Origin of the sequence: Pseudomonas laurentiana (assembly GCF_014648275.1) — a bacterium.
Taxonomy (GTDB): domain Bacteria; phylum Pseudomonadota; class Gammaproteobacteria; order Pseudomonadales; family Pseudomonadaceae; genus Aquipseudomonas; species Aquipseudomonas laurentiana.
The window spans coordinates 345550-361611 of sequence record NZ_BMQU01000003.1; the positions used below are offsets into that span (position 1 = coordinate 345550).

13 protein-coding genes and 1 pseudogene are annotated in these 16062 nt (G+C 60.5%); 4 read left to right on the plus strand and 10 right to left on the minus strand.

The features are described from left to right. Positions 1-28 precede the first annotated feature (28 nt). Positions 29-847 (plus strand): helix-turn-helix domain-containing protein, encoded by an 819-nt coding sequence (locus IE038_RS05350; RefSeq protein WP_189395264.1) that lies wholly within the window; start codon positions 29-31, stop codon positions 845-847. 14 nt (positions 848-861) lie between these two features. Here the strand turns inward: IE038_RS05350 and IE038_RS05355 are convergent, their stop codons facing one another. The 8 genes from IE038_RS05355 to IE038_RS05390 form a co-directional block, all read right to left on the minus strand. Next, positions 862-1932 carry a lipocalin-like domain-containing protein gene (locus tag IE038_RS05355; RefSeq protein ID WP_189395265.1) on the minus strand — a complete coding sequence of 357 codons (1071 nt, stop codon included), beginning with the start codon at positions 1930-1932 and terminating at the stop codon, positions 862-864. Continuing rightward, the gene (locus IE038_RS05360; RefSeq protein ID WP_189395266.1) at positions 1922-4399 is read right to left on the minus strand and encodes an ABC transporter permease; all 2478 of its coding nucleotides are present in this window, start codon (positions 4397-4399) and stop codon (positions 1922-1924) included. The genes IE038_RS05355 and IE038_RS05360 overlap by 11 nt, the downstream gene beginning before the upstream one ends. Then, on the minus strand, positions 4399-5064 hold the full coding sequence (locus IE038_RS05365) for an ABC transporter ATP-binding protein (RefSeq protein ID WP_189395267.1): 666 nt from the start codon (positions 5062-5064) through the stop codon (positions 4399-4401). The genes IE038_RS05360 and IE038_RS05365 overlap by 1 nt, the downstream gene beginning before the upstream one ends. Positions 5065-5152: 88 nt before the next feature. Beyond that, on the minus strand, positions 5153-6091 hold the full coding sequence (gene copD / locus IE038_RS05370) for a copper homeostasis membrane protein CopD (protein WP_163939249.1): 939 nt from the start codon (positions 6089-6091) through the stop codon (positions 5153-5155). Positions 6092-6095: 4 nt separating this feature from the next. Beyond that, the gene (gene copC / locus IE038_RS05375) at positions 6096-6479 is read right to left on the minus strand and encodes a copper homeostasis periplasmic binding protein CopC (RefSeq protein WP_163939247.1); all 384 of its coding nucleotides are present in this window, start codon (positions 6477-6479) and stop codon (positions 6096-6098) included. Positions 6480-6552: 73 nt separating this feature from the next. Further along, complete coding sequence (locus IE038_RS05380) at positions 6553-7443, minus strand: copper resistance protein B (protein WP_163939245.1); 891 nt, start codon at positions 7441-7443, stop codon at positions 6553-6555. Between the two features lie 9 nt (positions 7444-7452). After that, complete coding sequence (locus IE038_RS05385; RefSeq protein WP_189395268.1) at positions 7453-9261, minus strand: copper resistance system multicopper oxidase; 1809 nt, start codon at positions 9259-9261, stop codon at positions 7453-7455. 151 nt (positions 9262-9412) lie between these two features. Continuing rightward, positions 9413-10765, minus strand: a complete 1353-nt coding sequence (locus tag IE038_RS05390) for a methyl-accepting chemotaxis protein (RefSeq protein ID WP_163939241.1) — start codon at positions 10763-10765, stop codon at positions 9413-9415. A gap of 346 nt (positions 10766-11111) precedes the next feature. On the opposite strand from IE038_RS05390, the gene thpR reads away from it, so the two are divergent. Further along, on the plus strand, positions 11112-11657 hold the full coding sequence (thpR, locus tag IE038_RS05395) for an RNA 2',3'-cyclic phosphodiesterase (RefSeq protein WP_189395269.1): 546 nt from the start codon (positions 11112-11114) through the stop codon (positions 11655-11657). A gap of 7 nt (positions 11658-11664) precedes the next feature. On the opposite strand, the gene IE038_RS05400 is transcribed toward thpR, so the two are convergent. Next, positions 11665-12477 (minus strand): AraC family transcriptional regulator, encoded by an 813-nt coding sequence (locus tag IE038_RS05400; RefSeq protein ID WP_163939239.1) that lies wholly within the window; start codon positions 12475-12477, stop codon positions 11665-11667. Positions 12478-12569: 92 nt separating this feature from the next. On the opposite strand from IE038_RS05400, the gene IE038_RS05405 reads away from it, so the two are divergent. Further along, positions 12570-13535: a bile acid:sodium symporter family protein gene (locus IE038_RS05405; protein WP_189395270.1), complete on the plus strand. Its 966-nt coding sequence runs from the start codon at positions 12570-12572 to the stop codon at positions 13533-13535. 101 nt (positions 13536-13636) lie between these two features. After that, positions 13637-14641 (plus strand): formylglycine-generating enzyme family protein, encoded by a 1005-nt coding sequence (locus IE038_RS05410; protein WP_189395271.1) that lies wholly within the window; start codon positions 13637-13639, stop codon positions 14639-14641. Between the two features lie 49 nt (positions 14642-14690). Here the strand turns inward: IE038_RS05410 and IE038_RS05415 are convergent. Continuing rightward, positions 14691-16062: pseudogene (locus IE038_RS05415) on the minus strand (LysM domain-containing protein); the annotation flags it as partial.

Here is a 16062-nt window from a genome sequence, read left to right on the forward strand (position 1 = left end):
GTCGCTAGCATCAATCGGAAAAGCGTCAATGAGTGAAAACCTGGGTGTAAACCTCAAGTTGGCGTGCAGCCACTACCGTTCTATTTCGGAGGTTTGCCGACAGTTGTCGATCAACCGCGGGCAGTTCAACAAGTACCTCAGCGGTCAGAGCCAACCGACGCCCTACAACCTCAAGCGCATCGGTGACTTCTTCGGTGTCGAGGATTACGAGTTGGGGTTGCCACCGGAGCAGTTCGCCCGCCTGATCGGTGCACGCGTCACGGTATTACCCGGTGTCGGGCAGGAAGATCCGCTTGCCGAATTGCTCCGGCCTTTGCGTGAGCATGCCGGTAACCTGTCGCGGTACTGCGGTTACTACTTTGAGTACTCCAACTGCATGTCGGTACCGGGTTTGATCTTGTTGTCGCTGGTGCATTTGCGTGAGGAACGGGGCACGTTCCTGTTCGAGCGCCAGGAACGTCAGGAGCGTACCAGCAGCACCGATGTCCAGTCCGAAGACTGGGTGCGTTGTCGTTACCTGGGGGCAGCGTTCCAGTTGCAGGATCGTCTGTTTCTGATCGACTACGAGTCACTGACGGTCAACGAGATGAGCCAGACCATCCTTATCCCCAGCTTCAAGAGTCGTATTACCCGTCTCAACGGGCTGAAGACTGGCGTCTCCAGCGGCGATCGACGTACCCCGGCCTGCACCAGGGTGGTCTGGGAGTACTTGGGGCCGGAAATCAACCGTATCAACGCCTACCGTCAGGTCAGGCTGTACCGGCCGGATGATCCACGCATTGATGATGACATTCGTGCGCGCCTGGAGGTGGGGCCAATCCGTAACGGTCTGTTCGAGATTTCCTGAGCACGCGGTGGGTTTCAATAACCGGTCATTTCCAGGTAGCCGCGTCCGGTGCTGCTGCCCTGCAGTTGCACCGGGCCTTCCCAGTAGGCAACAGTGGTACCCATCCATGCATGCGGCTGCAGGGCCTCGACCTGCACATCCAGGTTGTGTGCGGCCACTTGCAGCCGCCAGCGTGTGGGTAGCTGCCTGCCATTGTCCTGGCGCGTCCAGGCTTGCGGGGCGAGCTGGATCTGCTCGTTCCGCAAGGCTTCGGCTCGTCCGTCAGGGCTGATCCAGGTGCCCGCGCGGTAGGGCTGACCGTCGCGTTGGCGTACCTGGAACAGCATCAGCTTGGCGCCGTTTTCCAGGTGCAGTGAGAACCAGTCCCAACCCTGTTGGGTGCTGCTCAGGGGTTGGCTGCTCCACTCCCGGTCGAGCCAGGCACGTCCCGTTACCGGGTAGCGTTGGCCGTGGCGCTCAACCTCGCCACTGACCCGATAAAACGGTTGGCTGTAGTAGTACGATGCTTGACCCTGACCGGACTTTTCGCTGTAACCGTAGTCGCCATGCAGCACCAACGGCCCTTGGCTGGTCAGTTGCAGCTGATAGCTGAAGCCTTTTCCAGTAGCGTGCATCTGCAACTGATCAAGCCCCTGGCCTGAGGTACTGGCCAGTGACCAGTTGTCGATCCAGGCACGGAAGGGCTGTGCCTCGACCCCTGCCTGACCGATGCCGCCACGGGCGAATGTCTGGCTGTATTGATGGCTGGATGGGCTGCTCAGCGCGGCATGTCCCAGCCATACCGTCGGGCTTGACCAGCCCTGCGTCTCGGCGCCCGGATGCAGGGCAGAGCGGAACAGCGTCCATTGCACGCCCCAGTCATGTCCTTGCTCGTCGATGAGGTTGGCGGTCACATACCACCACTCGATGCGGTAACCCACATGGGCGCCGTGGTCGGCAGGAAAGCGGAGCGCTTGTCCGCGCAGCACCGGCGTGTACGTCGTAGCATCCTGGCCAAGCCCGGCAAAACCTTCGCTCGCTGGCGGGGCGTTGTCGCAACCGCTGAGCAGTAGGGCGCAGGCGATGATCTGGACGTTACGCTTCATCGGCGAATTGCCTCAACAGGTCGGCCGGTTGGCTGCGCAGCAGCTGCCACAAGGGCGCGGCGGCAGCCAGCAGACTGGTCATCAGGCCCAGTAAAACCAATTGCAGTAGTTGCAATGGAAACACCTGCAATGGCAGGCGCCAGCCAAAAGCCTGCACATTGACCACCGCAACCAGACACCCTGCCAGTAACAGCCCCAAGGGGATTGCCAGCAATACCGTCAGGCCGGCCAGCATCAAGGTTTGCCCCAGGTTCAACCAGGCCAGCGTGCGCCGCTCGACACCCAGTGCCCAGAGTGGGGCCAATTGCCCGAGGCGGCTCTGGCCGAGGGTCAACAGGCTGATGAACAAAGCCACGCCGGCGACTGCCAGGGTCAGGCTGTTCAGCGCGGCGGTGGCGACGAAGGTGCGCTCGAAGACCTCACGGGACCAGCGTTTGAGTGAGGCCTGGTCTGTCAGTTGGTCGTTGTTCAGGGCGAATTGCTGTTGCAGCTGCGCCATTAACGTCGACACCTGCTGTGCAGGCAGACGAATGCTCAGGGCGTAGAAGTTTGCTTCGGGCCAGTAGCGCTGCAGCCAGTCGACACTGACCAGCAGGTGCCCCTTCGGGTTGCCATAGTCAGCGTATATTCCGACGACCCTGAGATTGGCTGTGGCAGTAGGTGCGGGCAATGACAGGCGATCACCCAGGTTCAGGTGAAGGTGTCGGGCCAACTGCTCGCTGAGCATCACGCCTTGGCCGTTGGCCAGTTGTCGCCAGGCATCCTCCTGTTGTTCCAGAAGCGCCCAGTGTTGCCGGTAGTAAGGGTGGTCAATGATCCCGAACAGTTGGGCGGGCCAGCCCTGCAGGCGCAGGTCTACCCGCCAGCGCGGCAGGACGGCGTCGACCTGTGGCTGGGCCTTCAACCAGTCGTTGATCGCCTGCGCCTGTGCGGTGTCACGTGGGCTCAGGTAGAGCTCGGCGGCAAGACGCTGGTCGAGCCAGCCCATGAAGGTCTTGCGAAAGCCTTCGGTCATGCTGCCGACGCCGACGCTGGCGCTCAAGGCCAGCAGCAGCGCCATCAAGGCCAGGGCCAGTGCTGGTAGTTGTTGGCGGCTATCGGCAATGAACCATTGCGCCAGAGGCCGATGACAGTAGCGTCCGAGCAGGGCCAGCGCGGCGTCGAGCACGGCTGGCAATAGCAGGGCGGCGGCCAGCAGTAATGCGGTAATCATCACAAAACCGATGCGCAGGCTGTCACCGAACTGCCAGCAGGCCAAGGCCAGTAGCGTCAGGACAACCGCCAACAGGACCTGGCGGCGCTGCCAGAGGCTGTGTGCCGCCCGCCAGGCGTGTGGTTGCGCCAGGGCCAGCAGTGGCAGGCGAGCCGCGCGCAACAGGCTGTTTGCCCCGGCCAACAGTGCACCGAGCAGGCTGATGCTCAGGCCTGTCAGCCACCATGAGGGTGACAGGCTGAGTTGGCCGGCCACCTGAACGCCATAGAGGCCCCGCAGGCTGGCAGCGACGTCGTTCAGCAGCACGGCTGCCAGCAGGTAACCACTGAACACGCCCGCCAGGCCACCCAACACGGCAAACAGGCCAAGCTCAAGCGCCAGGGCGCTGATCAGCTCTGCGAGGCTTACGCCGCAGGCGCGTAAGGTGCGCAACAGACTGCGGCGCTGTTCCAGGGCCAGGCCAATGGCGGCATGCACGATGAAAAGCCCCACCAGGAACGCCAGCAGGCCAAGGGCACTGAGGTTCAGATGGAAACTCTCGGTCAGGCGTTGCAGGTCTTGCGCATCGCTCGAAGTCTGCAGTTGCAACGTGTCGGCCAGATTGACCGGAAGGTGTGGTGCGCTGTCGGCGAAGTCTGCGGGCATCAGTAGCCGCGAAACCTGCCCTGGTGCTTTGAGCAGTGCTTGCGCGTAGCCAATATCGACGACGATCACCCCAGGCGCCAGTTGCCCCTGCAGGTGCAGCGGTGGCAGGTATTGGCCATCTTCGGTCCGTGCCTGGACGCCCGGTTTCAGGCCTAGGCGTTGCAGGGTGTCTGGGCCCACCCAGGCTTGCCCGGGTGGGCCAATGAAGCCGCTGAGGTCCAGTGCTTCGTTGGTTTGTCCGGCGATGGCCGAACCCTGGGGCAGGGTGAGCGGCTCGATACCGATCAATCGCACAGTGAGCGTGTTTCCGCCGACAAGGTTCAGGCGGCCTTCCAGTACCGGTGAGACGGGCCAGCCTTCACGACGCAGGGTAATGTAGGTCGCCTGGTCGATGTGCTGGCCTTGGCGCGGCGCCCAATACGCCTGTGCAATGCCACCGAGTACGGTACTGGCTCGCGCGTAGTCGGCCCTTGCCTGGGTATTGAGTGCCTGTACGCCGGCCCAGAGTGCGGTAGCCAGCCAGAGCCCGGTGAAAATGCTGAAGCACTGTAGCGGGTGGCGCCGCCAGTGGCTGAGCAGGGCCAGCAGGCTGATCCTTACGCAACTCATTACGCCGCCTGGGACTGGACACGGCCCAGGTGCAAATAGCACTGCCGGGACAGGCGGGCGGCAAGGCGCGGGCTGTGGGTGACCATCAACAGGCTGCTACCGGCCTCGCCAACCAGCCGCAAGAGCAGTTCGAGCACCGTGTCGCTGCTGGCTTCGTCCAGGCTGCCAGTGGGTTCGTCGGCCAGCACCAGCGAGGGTCGTGCCGCCAGCGCCCGGCCGATGGCAAGGCGCTGTTGCTGGCCTCCTGAGAGTTGTTCCGGGTAGCGCTGGAGTAAAGGGCTTAGCCCCAGATGCTCTGCCAGGTAGGCAACCCAGGCCGGATCGTGACGTTCGGCAAGGCGTGCCTGGAAGGCCAGGTTGGCGGCCACATCAAGGCTGCCGATCAAGTTGTACTGTTGAAACACCAGGCCAATACCGAGCCGTCGCCAGCGCGCTAGTTCTGCCTCGTGGCGCCCTTGCAACGGTGTGCCATCGACCAGAATGTGCCCGCTGTCGGCCCGTTCCAGGCCAGCGATCAGGTGCAGCAGGGTACTCTTGCCGCTGCCGGACTCGCCCATCAACGCCATGCTCGTCCCGTTGGGCAGATGCAGGTCTACGCCACGCAGCACGGGCAGCGAGCCTTGGGCGGTGATGAACGACTTGTACAGGTTTTCGACGCTCAGCATGGGTACCACACTTGCACGAGGAGCATCTGAGTAGGGTAGGCCATCCGTTGGGCGCTATCGAGGCTTCAATCTAACCCCCCGTATCAGCCTAGCCGCTGGGCAGCTCCACCTCCGGGCTGAGCGTACCCAGCCAGGCCACCAGGCCAAGCACGAGCACCGCTACTGATAGCTCCAGGACCATGCTGCGCCGCAAGGCGTTGACCGCGCTTTTGTAATGGCCGGTTTGCAGCGAGGCTTCCAGCAGCGGGCTCAACTGGAAGCGATTCAGCGCGGCAAACACCAGCATGCCGGCAAACAGTATGAGCTTGAGCGAAAGCAACCAGCCGTAAGTGCTGTTTGTCAGCGGTTCCAAGGTCATCCCGATGATCAGCAGGTAGTTGACGACGCCGGTGAGCACCAGCACGACGACGATCAATGTCCCTGTGACTTCAAAACCCCGAAGCGCCTGGGCCAGTGCCCGCAGTTGTTGGTGTGCCGTGAGGTATTTTGCCTTTAACAACACGGCAAAGGCGAGCAATGCTCCCAGCCAGCCACCTGCGGCCAGCAGGTGTGCAATATCACTGGTGAAATGCAGGTAGCGCCTGTAGCCATCGTCCATGGCACCGTGCCCGCTCCAGGCCAGGGTTGCCAGGGCAATCGCGCCACATAGCATCACCAGCCACTGACCTACGGGTGAGTCGCGTCCTGCACCGAGGGCAACGATGGCCGCGAGGGCCAGCGCGGCTACGCGCAGCCACCAGGTGTGCCCGACATCGGTTTCCATCAGTACCATCTGCAGCATGTGCGGGTGCAGCTCAGTGAAGTCTGAGGCGCCACTCATCGTTTTTGTCAGTTGCAGCATGCCGAGCGCCGACAACAGCACACCCAGCATGACGCCAGTGACAAGCAGCGCATTGAAACGCGGGATGGACCTTTCGGGCGCAACCTGCGTCACAGGGCTGTACAGGCGAAAGGCCGCCAGCCCAAAGAGCAGCATCAGATCGATGTAGAGCGCCAGGCGCAGGGTGATGTTGAGCGCGTCATCCATGCTGTCAGTTCACGGTGAAGGTAACGGCGCCGGTAATAGGGTGAGTATCGGAAGACACGGCTCGCCATTCGACCTTGTAGGTGCCGGCACTGAGCGGCGCTGCCGGGGTGATGAGCATGGCTTTCGGGTCACTGCTGCCGCTGACGGAGGCTTTGACGGCCATGGGGGCGTGCGTCATGCCCTGCATGCCGGTCATCATCAGTTTTGCGCCTGAGAATTGCGTCACCAGGTTCTCGGAAAAGTGCAGTTCGATTTTTGCCGGCGAGGCAACGGTGGTGCCCTCTGCCGGGCTGGATGAGAGCAGCTTGGGATGTGCTTGGGCGCTGAGGCTGAGAAACAGACCGGCGCTGAGTGCGGCGGCGACACTGAGTGTTTTCAGACGGGACATGCAAGGCTCCTGACGGCGGGGACCGCGGGTGGGGTTAGTGTATGTTCGGGACTTCAACGGGTGTTTGCGCGATTTAGAACCACATACGTACGCCCATCACCAGGCGGGCCTCGCTGCGCTCTTCACCGTCTTCAAGGGCATAATCGGCGGTTTTGCCATAAGTGCGATTCCAGGTCACACCAATATAAGGTGCAAACTCTCGGCGGACTTCATAGCGAAGCCTCAGGCCGACCTCGGTATTGGCCAAGCCGGAGCCTGTAGCCCGTTGCGGGTCGTTCTTGCCGTAGAGGTTCAGTTCAGCCGTAGGCTGCAGGATCAGGCGGTTGGTGAGCAATACGTCGTACTCACCTTCAAGGCGTGCGGCCGTTTGACCGTTCTCGCCCAGATAGGCGGTCGCCTTCGTTTCAAGGTCATACAGGGCCATGCCTTGTATACCCAGTGCTGCCCAGGTCTGCGGATCTCCCGGCTTGAAGTCCTGACGTATACCGCTGACGACGTCCCACCAAGGGCCGATGGCATGCCCCCAAAGCGCCTGCAGCTCGGCCTTTTCAGTGACACCATTGGTGCGTTCACCTTCAGAGCGTACCCACAAACGGTTCAGGTCGGTGCCAATCCAGCCATTCACATCCCAGTTGAGTACAGCGCCATTGTCCGCGTCTTGCCATTCCAGTTTATCGATCAGCACCTTTGAGTTGATCGCGCCATCATGCATCTCATGGCCACCAGAACTGTCAAAGACGGCCGCTCGGTCAGCGTCCGTGAGCGCCGGAATCGGTGTGCGGCTTTCCTGCGTCGGGCTCGGCGCCATGCCCTGCATCGGGGTGTAATCCATGTCCTGCATCTGGGAAGGGGCCATGCCTTGCATGGACTGTTCCTGCGCTTGCGCTACAGGGAAGTACAGCAGGCCCAGGCTGACAGCTACCAGGCTTGTGCGTACAGGTTTGATGCTTTTTTCGATGATCATGCCGTTCTCCTACTCATCTACCCGTACTTCGCGGAACATGCCCATTTCCATGTGGTACATGAGATGGCAGTGATAGGCCCATCGACCCAGTGCATCGGCGGTGACGCGGTAACTGCGCTTGGTGCCCGGCGGCATGTCTATCGTATGTTTGCGAACCATGAAATTGCCATTTTCATCTTCCAGATCGCTCCACATGCCGTGCAGGTGTATCGGGTGCGTCATCATGGTGTCGTTGACCAGAACAATACGGATACGCTCCCCGTACTTGAGCCGAATCGGCCCAGCATCGGCGAACGGGATGCCGTCGAACGACCACGAGAATTTTTCCATGTGCCCGGTCAGGTGCAAGGTGATCGTACGGCTTGGCTCGCGGCCATCGGGGTCCTGGAAGGTGCTCTTCAGGTCAGCGTAGGTCAGCACGCGTCGACCATTGTTCCTCAGGCCCATGCCGGGATCGCTGAGCTTGGGAGCCGGGGCCATGGTTTGCATGTCTACCAGCGGGTTGTCGGTTTCCGAGGCCGGATGGGTTTCCATGCCACTCATCGCGCTCATGTCATGCATGCTGTGGTCAGTCGTGGTGGCTGGCTGGCCAGGGTCCATGCTCTGCATGCCATCCATGGTTTGCATGCCGTCCATGCTCTGCATTGAGCCGTGGTCCATGTTGGTCATATCGCCAGGGTCCATGCTTGCGTGGTCCATCCCCCCCATGCCCATGTCGCTCATGCTGATCAGTGGGCGTGGGTCGAGCGGCGGCACGGGTGCGCTCAGCCCTTCACGTACCGCGAGCGTGCCTCGGGCAAAACCGGTGCGGTCCATCGATTGGGCGAAGAGGGTATAGGCCTCCTGGGTCGGCTCAACGATCACGTCATACGTTTCGGCCACGGCGATACGCAACTCATCCACACTCACTGGCGTCACATATTGGCCGTCTGCTGCGACAACGGTCATTTTCAGGCCTGGAATGCGCAAGTCGAAGTAGCTCATGGCCGAGCCGTTGATAATCCGCAGTCTTAACCGTTCACCCGGTTTGAACAGGCCGGTCCAGTTAGTGTCGGGAGCGTGCCCGTTGAGCAGGTAGGTGTAGGTGGCTGCACTGATGTCGGCAAGATCGGTGGGGTTCATCTTCATCTGTGCCCACATCTTTCGATCGGCCACAGTGGCAGCCCAGCCGTTCTTGCTGACATCATCAATGAAGTCACCGACGGTACGCTTGTGGTAGTTGTAGTAGTCAGACTGCTTCTTCAGCTTTTTCATGACCCGCGTCGGGTCTTCGTCAGTCCAGTCCGACAACATCACCACATAGTCCCGGTCGTAGCGGAATGGTTCGGGCTCCTTCGCGTCAATGACCAGCGGTCCATAGACACCGACCTGCTCCTGAAAGCCGGAGTGGCTGTGGTACCAGTAAGTGCCGTTCTGTTTGACCTTGAAGTGGTACACATACACGCCACCCGGTTCGATTCCGTGGAAGCTCAGGCCAGGTACGCCGTCCATGTTCACCGGCAGGATGATTCCGTGCCAGTGAATCGAGGTGTTTTCCTTCAGGCGGTTCCTGACTCGCAGGGTGACCGTATCACCTTCGCGCCAGCGCAGTAGCGGCCCTGGCAGGCTGCCATTGATCGTCATGGCGGTACGTGGCGTACCCGTGAAGTTAACGCCCATTTCACCAATGGACAGGTCGAAGTCGTTGCCCGCCAGTACATTCGGCTGGCCAGGGCTGGTAATCGCCCATACCGGCGTGCGCCACAGGCCGAATCCTGCCAGCAATCCGCCTGCGGCCAGGGCTTTGACAAAGGTGCGTCTGGAGGTGTTGGAAGACATGCCTGGATTGTCCCGTCAGTCAGAAACTCTCAGTGGGAGAGGCCTTGTTTGAATCGGGGCGGGCGACATTTTGCGAATGCCGGGCGCCATGGACCTAACGATGCCACAGCGCAATCGGGCAGATGATTACATTTCAGTCAGGTTGGCTGATTCAGGGCATGCTGCCCTTGGCGCCGTGATCGCTCTCAAGGATCTCGGAGAAACGACCGATCGCTTCGACCACATGCTTGGCACCGATATGAATCGCCTGCATGGCAGCACCTGCTTCCTCGGCGAGTGCCAGGCCTTGTTCGGCCTTGAGGGTGCTACCCTGCATGCTTTTGACCGCCTGCTGGGCAAGCGCCTGGCTGCGTGCCACGACCTCGCCGATTTCCACCGTGGAGGCGCTGGTGCGTGTTGCCAGGTTGCGTACTTCGTCGGCCACCACCGCAAAGCCGCGGCCTTGTTCACCTGCACGCGCCGCTTCGATGGCCGCATTGAGCGCCAGCAGGTTGGTCTGCTCGGCAATGCTGCGAATGGCGCCAACAATACTGCCAATTTCTTCGGACAACCGACTCAGCCCATTGATGTTGTCGGCGGCCTCGCGTAGCTCCTCGGCAATGTCCTGTACACGGCTGACGGCCTGGGCCACCACGGCCGTGCCCTGACTGGCGTGCTCATTGGTTTCCCGCGAGGTCTCGAAGGCCAGCATCGCCGCCTGCGACTCGGATCGCCGCTGTTCGATTCTCTCGGTGATGTCGCTGGCCAGCTTCATGACCCCATACAGCTTGCCGTCTACGTCATACAGCGGGTTATAGGTCGCCTGCAGCCATATGTGCCGGCCTTGCCTGGCCACGCGCTGGAACAGCCCGGAGCGCGGTTCACCGCGGCACAAGCCGAGCCAGAATTCTTTATAGGCGGCGCCCTGTACTTCACTGGGCAGGCAGAAGGTGCTGTGGTGTTTGCCACGAATGTCTTCCAGGCGGTAACCCATGGTGTTCAGGAAATTCTGATTGGCATTGACCACCTTGCCCTGCAAGTCAAACTCGATCACCGCCATTGAGCGATTCACTGCATCCATCACGCTGGCGTGCATCTGGTTGCGCAGCGTACGTTCAGTGATGTCGGAAGCCACTTTGATGACTTTTTCGACCTGTCCATTGACGCCGCGAACCGGCAGGTAAGTCGCCTCCAGCCACACCGTCCTGCCGGTGCTCGACAGGCGCAGGAACTCGCCACTGACGGATTCGCCCTGTTGCAGGCGGCGCCAGAGCGTAGCGTACTGCGGGCTGTTGGCATGTTCGTTGGTGCAGAACAGGCGGTGGTGGCGACCCATGAGAGCACTCAGGGAGTAACCCATCACGGCGAGGAACAACGGGTTGGCATCTCGTATTTCACCGCTAGGGCTGAATTCGATGATTGCCATCGACTCGCGCAGGGCGTTGCGTTCCGCGTCGCGCTCGGCCAGGCGCTGCTGGCAGGCATCCAGGGCGTTTTTCAGGAGGGTGGATCTGCGTGTGAACATGCCGGGAGTTCCAGAGAGAAGCGTAGTGTGAGAGTCGCAGGAGGCAATTTGATACTGTCGTACCATTGTGCATCAAATACTTGTACATAAGTAATTTTATGTACAAGTATTTTGGGGTGAGGTGTTTGGCCTTCCAGGGCAATGGCACAGCGATTTACGCTTCTTCCATGGGCTAACCCAGGCGCTGAGCGCCTGTTTCGTGGGGCAACTGCGTGGGAACTGACATTGCACCTGAAGCGTTTGCAGCCGTAAATTGAGCTTTAGGCGTAGGCTTGTCGTGGGCGTGGCGCTGCTTGGTGTTCCACGCGCTGAAGCTGCCGTCGTGCCTTTTCGAGCGGAGGCCTGTATGCGTAATGAGTCCCGTGAGCCGGGTGAGCCTTTCAAGCGCCTGTTTTTCGCCTTGCCCTGCGCGCCGTCCCCGCGTCGAGCCATCGCTCAATGGCGCAGTGCGCTGGAACTGGGCATCGGGCGCCCGGTGCCTGCGGAAAAATTCCACCTCACGCTGATGTTCCTTGGGACGGTTGCCGTTACACAGGTACCCGTCATCTGCGCAGCAGCTGTGAATGTTGCTCAAGCAAGTCAGCGGGTAATCGTACCGTTGGACTGCCTGGATGTCTGGCGCCGAAGTCACGTGTTACTGCTCACGTCGACGCAGACGCCCCTGGTGCTGCGTCAATTGGTCTATGCCCTGCAGGAGGCCATGTTGCCACTGGGGTTCGTTGAGTTGCCCCGGGAGTTCCGTCCACACCTGACCCTGATGCGCGACTATCATGCAGACGTCCCCGAAAGCAGCACGCCGCCAGACTTTCGCTTGAGCGCCGACCACCTCATCTTGTTCGAGTCGCACAAAGGCCAGTATCGGTCCGTGGGGGAGTGGCGTTTGGGCGGTTAAGTCAGGATCAGGGCGCGGCCTTGGTGCCACCTCGCAGCCATTCTCCGGGTGATCTGCCGAACTGCTGGCCGAACGCTGCAATAAACGCCGACAACGACTCGTATCCGCAGGCCAGCGCCACATCGGTCACGCGTTCGCCACGCTTCAGCGCGGGTAGCGCACTCAGCATACGCAGACGCTGACGCCAGGCACGGAAGGTCAGGCCCGTTTCGCGCCGGAACACTCGGCTGAGGGTTTTCTCCGAGACACCCAGTTGCAGAGCCCAGTCCGCGAGCCCTGTCGTATCCTCGGGCTGCTCTTGCAAGCGCCGGCACAACCCCCCGAGGCGCTCATCACTGGGCAGTGGCAAACGCATGTCTTCCTCGGGCGCGACGGCGAGTTGGTCGAGCAACACCTGCACCAGACGACCATCGGCACCGTATTGCTCGTAGTCCACCGGTAGGCCGCTGAAGGTGGAGATCAGCTCGCGCAGCAGCGGGTTGACGCTCAGTACGCGGCAGTCGGTTGAGCGCCTGCAGCTGGCTGTCTGGTCCACGTACAGGCTTCGAATGCAGGTGCCTGTCGTGCAGGTTACTCGATGCACGGTATTGGCGGGTATCCATACCGCGCGGTGTGGCGGTACGACGTAGAGCGCCTGTTCGGTACGCACCTCCAACACGCCACTGATGGCATGGGACAACTGCGCCCATGGGTGGCGGTGCGCGTAGCCGAGCGCAATGTTGGGCAATGCGTGTGCATGGCCATACACCGGGCGCGGCAGTTGCTTGAGCGCGGCGAGGCGTTGCGGGGGGTGTGTGGTGGGTTGTCCGTTTGGCGACACTGGCAGCGTTCTGGCGTTAGTCGGAATGGGCCACAGACCGTATCGTCTCGCCCGGCAAGCTACAAGCCTAACCTCATTCGCCAGGAAGTCCGATGAAGTCGTTACGTGTGCTGTTCGATAATTTCACCCTTGCGCTGCTCGCGGTCGTCCTCGTCGCCACGCTATTGCCGTGTGAGGGGCTGGCTGCGTCGGTGTTTGCGGGTTTGACCCACCTGGCTATCGCCCTGCTGTTCTTTCTGCACGGGGCCAAGCTTTCCCGCACGGCGGTCGTTGCCGGGGCGGGGCACTGGCGTCTGCACCTGCTGGTGTTTGGTTGCACCTTCTTGATGTTCCCGTTGCTGGGGTTGGCGCTCAAACCGCTGTTTCTGCCGCTGGTAGGCGATGAGCTGTACCTTGGCGTGCTGTACCTGTGTGCCTTGCCGGCGACGGTACAGTCGGCCATCGCCTTTACCGCTCTGGCGCGGGGCAATATTCCGGCGGCTATCTGCAGCGCGGCCGCGTCGAGCCTGCTGGGTATTGTACTGACGCCTGTGCTGGTGATGCTGTTGATGGGGGTGGAGGGTGAGGGGGCCTCCAACCTTGATGCGCTGTTGAAGATTGTTCTGCAACTGCTGGTGCCCTTTGTGGCGGGGCAACTGGCCCGACGCTGGATTGGCGCCTGGGTCATGCGTAACGCTACCTGGTTGAAAACCGTGGACCAAGGTTCAATCTTGCTGGTGGTCTATACCGCCTTCAGCGATGCGGTAATCAGCGGGCTCTGGCAATCCGTCGCGCTCCCACGACTGTTGGGCCTGACGGTGGCGTGTTGCGTACTGCTGGCCGTGGTGCTGTGGTGTACCCAGGCATTGGGCCGTTGGCTGGGTTTCAGCCTGGAGGATCGCATCACCATCCTCTTTGCGGGCTCAAAGAAAAGCATGGCCACCGGCGTGCCAATGGCCCAGGTGCTGTTTGCCGGGGGTGGCATTGGTGCGGTAATCCTGCCGCTGATGATCTTTCACCAGATCCAGTTGATGGTCTGCGCGGTCTTGGCGCAACGTTATGCGCGCCGCGCGGATTGATAATGGGGAGTCGTTGATTTCAGAACGGTCCTACAGCCGGTCTGCAGTCGGATCTGCTAGCGTCCAAGCTTTTCTGACGCTTGGCCCACAGGGATGCTGCCATGTTCTACCTGCCCACTGTTCGCGTACTTCTGCCCACCTGCGCACTGCTGTTACTGACCGCCTGTCAGGCCCAATCCCTGCCATTGCCCAAAAGCGAAAAACTCTCCGCCGAAAAAGTCGCGCAGATTGCGACGACCATCGACCAGACCTACCCGAAGCTGTCCACCGACATACGCACCCAACTGCTCAACACCGTGGTGCAGTCACTGGACAATATGGTGTTTGTCGAAGGCGGCGAGTTTCAGATGGGGGACTTTGGCTGGAAGTGTGACTACGACCCCAGCACTATGTGTGAGTGGCCGTGCGGCGTTGAGCCCGAGCGGTTGTGCAATATCAGCATGGATGGGGATGATGACTTCGTTCATCCAGTTAAGTTGAGCAGTTACTATTTTTCGAAATTCCAGACCACGATACGCGATTTCGATCTGTTTTTTATTGCTCAAGGCAAGCCGCTGTATGACGCAGAAGATCGTAAGCGCGAGGACATACAGTTCCTGTATAAACCCGATAACCCCGCGCCGTCCAAAAGCTGGGAGGAAGCTAAGGGTTACTGCAATTGGCTGGGCAAGCTGAGTGGTTACCCAGTAGATTTACCCAGCGAAGCACAGTGGGAATATGCCGCTCGCAACCGTGGCCAGTATGTTTTTTTTGCTACCGATAACGGTGGTTTGGACTATGGGCGAAATTTTCCCCACCCCGATGAAACGCGCACCTTTGCTGTAGACCGTTTTGTACCCAACCCCTTGGGAATTCATAACCTTTCTGGTAACGCCGTTGACTGGGTTAATGACTGGTATGGTGCGGATTACTACTATCACTCCCCCGTAGAAAATCCAACCGGTCCAGAAACCGGAACACTCCGCGTGCACAGAGGCTCAACCTATGCCGAAGGGCCGCTAATTTCCGCGAGCACGGTTAGGCGCTGGGCTGATGAGCCAGTCAAAAGTGGATACTTTCCAGGGTTCGGCTTCCGCTGCGCCATACAGTCCGCACAGCCACTCTGAGTAAGGAGCAGGCAAAGGCGTAATCATCCGCCCTTGTCAATTTCAGCATTTACGCCAGCCCGGTGAACCTGCCGCTGCGTTGCGCGGCCAACAGGATTTCCTGCTTGGTGCTAAAAGAACTCGGCGACCAGGCCATGCGCTCTTCACTGCGTTCGGCTTTCGGATTGACGGCTAGCCCATCAATAAAGCGATTGAAGAAGCGTTGCTCGCGGGCATCGAGTAGCGAGTTGATTCGTGCCAGACTCTCCATGGCATTTACCTTCTGGGCTTTGGGATCGCAGTGTTCCAACACCTCGATAAACTGTCGCCAAGTGCGCACAGCTGAAAGCAGCAAAATTAATGCACGCTCCCGACGCTCGTTAAAGCTCCAAACCAAGCTCTCTGACAACAGGTGGACCATGGGACCCATTGTCTCGGGCGGTAGCAGGCTCAGGGGAATACGTTGCCCACCTATCCATACAGCGTGATACTTAAGCAAGTGGTCTGTCAGTCGCTCTGCTTCCAGCTTGGTCGCATTTCTTTTATTCCACCAAGCTGCCATTTCATACAAGCTTTCATGAAGTATTCTCTGGCTCTCATCTATAGGATGACTAGCGACCTTAAACAACCCTGATACCAAGTAACTGAACGCATCTCCGGTTACCCCCAGCAAATACCGGTAATCCACCTCAGCCAACGCCTTGCAAAACAGTAGCGTCAGTTTCCCGACCAACTCCAGGTCAACCACCGTTGCAAAACCGCCTCCGGCACCGGGCCCGAGTACCAGCGAACCGCTGCAGCGTATAGCCAGTCGGTTCTTTGCGATTTCGATCCCAAACTCACCGCTCAGCCCAGCCCCCAGCGCAACATTCCCCTCCGCCTTGATCTGCGCCAAATCCACCCAGTTGCTGCTGGCATTCGCCTGCCCGGGTTCGATTTTGCCGCTGCCTTGCAGGTCGGGCTCGATCCACTGAAAGTTGCCGGTCAGGGCGCCACCGGTTTGGGCGCCGGCAAACGCGGTGCCTTTGACCCCGATGTAACCGCTTTTACCGACGTCCATAGTTGGCGTGCCGAGCAAGGCCGTGGCGCCCGCGGGCTGTTCGCGGGGTTTGTACTGTGCCTTTGTCCCCGCTTCACCCTGTAATTGGCTGCCCACGAAGCAGCTCAGCTCCAGCCGGCCACTCAGGCGGAACACGCCCAGGGGGTGGCGCACGGTCTTACCCTCGCCGTTGCGGTAGGTGATGCTGGCGAGGTAGCCGCCCTGGCTGGGGAAGTAGCGGTTGAAGGACACCGCGGCGTCGGCCAGGGAAAACTCGGCCATGCCCTTGACCCCGACGTCGATCAAGCCCTGCGCCGGGTTCCAGCTGTTGATCCCGGCGCTGGCGCTGGCGGCGAAGCGCAAGGCCTGGGCGTCGGCCGAGACGGCGTAGCGGGCTGCATCG